Annotated in this window: 1 rRNA gene; it reads right to left on the reverse strand. The window is 48.2% G+C overall.

Annotation, left to right across the window (positions count from 1 at the left end):
- Positions 1-148: 148 nt before the first annotated feature.
- Positions 149-3,042: ribosomal RNA gene (locus tag HHA43_RS12960) — 23S ribosomal RNA — on the reverse strand.
- Between the last annotated feature and the right edge of the window lie 347 nt (positions 3,043-3,389).

A 3,389-nucleotide genomic window follows, 5' to 3' on the forward strand; every position in this document is an offset into this window, starting at 1 on the left:
GTTCCAAATGAGTTATTAACAGGTTGGCTATTGTATCTGAAATTTCATGTTCAGCAAGGGCTGAATCAAGATATTTGATCTGATCAGGTTTAAGTGATCTTTTATGAATCGATTGATGCTTGTGATACAACAACTGTTTGGGTGTTGTATAGTCAAGCCTCACGAGCAATTAGTATTGGTCAGCTTCACATATCGCTATGCTTCCACATCCAACCTATCAACGTCGTAGTCTTCAACGGCTCTTTAGGAGGCATAAAGCCTCGGGGAAATCTTATCTTGAGGTAGGCTTCCCGCTTAGATGCTTTCAGCGGTTATCCCTTCCGAACATAGCTACCCGGCGATGCGACTGGCGTCACAACCGGTACACCAGAGGTTCGTCCACTCTGGTCCTCTCGTACTAGGAGCAGATCCTCTCAAATTTCCAGCGCCCACGGTAGATAGGGACCGAACTGTCTCACGACGTTCTAAACCCAGCTCGCGTACCTCTTTAAATGGCGAACAGCCATACCCTTGGGACCTGCTTCAGCCCCAGGATGAGATGAGCCGACATCGAGGTGCCAAACACCGCCGTCGATATGAACTCTTGGGCGGTATCAGCCTGTTATCCCCAGAGTACCTTTTATCCGTTGAGCGATGGCCCTTCCATACAGAACCACCGGATCACTAAGACCTACTTTCGTACCTGCTCGACTTGTGGGTCTCGCAGTTAAGCGCGCTTTTGCCTTTATACTCTACGCGTGATTTCCGACCACGCTGAGCGCACCTTCGTACTCCTCCGTTACTCTTTAGGAGGAGACCGCCCCAGTCAAACTACCCACCAGACATGGTCCTCGTCCCGGATAACGGGACAGAGTTAGAACCTCAACATTACCAGGGTGGTATTTCAAGGACGGCTCCACTCGAACTAGCGTCCGAGTTTCAAAGCCTCCCACCTATCCTACACAAGTAAGGTCAAAGTTCAATGTCAAGCTGCAGTAAAGGTTCACGGGGTCTTTCCGTCTAGCCGCGGGTACACCGCATCTTCACGGCGAATTCGATTTCACTGAGCCTCTGCTGGAGACAGCGCCGCCATCATTATGCCATTCGTGCAGGTCGGAACTTACCCGACAAGGAATTTCGCTACCTTAGGACCGTTATAGTTACGGCCGCCGTTTACTGGGGCTTCGATCAAGAGCTTCGCTTACGCTAACCCCATCAATTAACCTTCCAGCACCGGGCAGGCATCACACCCTATACGTCCACTTTCGTGTTTGCAGAGTGCTATGTTTTTAATAAACAGTTGCAGCGGCCTGGTTTCTGAGGCTGTCGACAGCTCAAGGAGCAAGTCCTATCACCATCAACAGCGTACCTTCTCCCGAAGTTACGGTACCATTTTGCCTAGTTCCTTCAGCAGAGTTCTCTCAAGCGCTTTGGTCTACTCGACCTGACCACCTGTGTCGGTTTCGGGTACGATTCCAGTGTAACTGAAGCTTAGAGACTTTTCCTGGAAGCAGGGTATCAGCCACTTCACTGTACAAGTACAGCTTGCTATCAGATCTCAGCATAGAGCACCCCGGATTTGCCTAAGATGCATGCCTACTTCCTTTCACCTGGACAACCAACGCCAGGCTGACTTAACCTTCTCCGTCCTCTCATCGCATTACACTGAAGTATTGGAATATTAACCAATTTCCCATCGACTACGCCTCTCGGCCTCGCCTTAGGGGTCGACTCACCCAGCCCCGATTAACGTTGGACTGGAACCCTTGGTCTTTCAGCGAACGGGTTTTTCACCCGTTTTGTCGTTACTCACGTCAGCATTCGCACTTCTGATACCTCCAGCAGACTTCTCAATCCACCTTCGTCGGCTTACAGAACGCTCCCCTACCACGCATAATAAATTATGCATCCGCAGCTTCGGCACATAGTTTTAGCCCCGTTACATCTTCCGCGCAGGCCGACTCGACTAGTGAGCTATTACGCTTTCTTTAAAGGGTGGCTGCTTCTAAGCCAACCTCCTAGCTGTCTATGCCTTCCCACATCGTTTCCCACTTAACTATGATTTTGGGGCCTTAGCTGGCGGTCTGGATTGTTTTCCTCTTGACTACGGACGTTAGCACCCGCAGTCTGTCTCCCGGATAGTACTCATTGGTATTCGGAGTTTGCATCGGTTTGGTAAGTCGGGATGACCCCCTAGCCGAAACAGTGCTCTACCCCCAATGGTATTCGTCCGAGGCGCTACCTAAATAGCTTTCGGGGAGAACCAGCTATCACCGAGTTTGATTAGCCTTTCACCCCTATCCACAAGTCATCCCCTGGCTTTTCAACGACAGTGGGTTCGGTCCTCCAGTTAGTGTTACCCAACCTTCAACCTGCTCATGGATAGATCACCCGGTTTCGGGTCTATACCCAGCAACTAGACGCCCTATTAAGACTCGATTTCTCTACGGCTCCCCTATGCGGTTAACCTCGCTACTGAATATAAGTCGCTGACCCATTATACAAAAGGTACGCAGTCACCGAACAAGTCGGCTCCCACTGCTTGTATGCATGCGGTTTCAGGATCTATTTCACTCCCCTCACAGGGGTTCTTTTCGCCTTTCCCTCACGGTACTGGTTCACTATCGGTCAGTCAGGAGTATTTAGCCTTGGAGGATGGTCCCCCCATATTCAGACAAGGTTTCACGTGCCTCGCCCTACTCGTCATCATTATGTGTGCCCTTTCGTGTACAGGACTATCACCCACTATGGTTGCACTTCCCAGAGCATTCCACTAAAACACACATAACTTAATGGGCTTTTCCCCTTTCGCTCGCCGCTACTGAGGGAATCTCAATTGATTTCTTTTCCTACGGGTACTGAGATGTTTCACTTCCCCGCGTTCGCCTTGCAACACTATGTATTCATGTTGCAATACCTACCTTAAGGTAGGTGGGTTCCCCCATTCAGACATCTCCGGATCAAAGGATATTTGCCGCCTCCCCGGAGCTTTTCGCAGGCTATCACGTCTTTCTTCGCCTCTGACTGCCAAGGCATCCACCACATGCACTTAATTACTTGACTATACAACCCCAAACAGTCGTTAACCCCTACAAGTAGGATTAAGACAATTAAATAAATATAAAATATTTATTTAATTCACAGTTTGATGTCTTGTGCACTTAAGCACTGTACAGCTTCAATTAGATTCATATACCAAAACGCTTGATTCAGTTAATTTGCTAGTTCTCATTTCAATTCGTAATTAAAACGTAACACCGAAGTATTACTGTCAATCTTGAATTAAATGAGTTGAACAATTTATTTCAGACTCAATTTTGCCAATCTGTTAATGATTTCCTACCGCCTCGTCAGCGAGTAGTTCACTGTGATAAATCACAGAATTTAATAAATCATTAAATCTTTACGAT

It is taken from the genome of Acinetobacter sp. A2 (genome assembly GCF_012371325.1).
In the GTDB taxonomy this organism is placed as follows: domain Bacteria; phylum Pseudomonadota; class Gammaproteobacteria; order Pseudomonadales; family Moraxellaceae; genus Acinetobacter.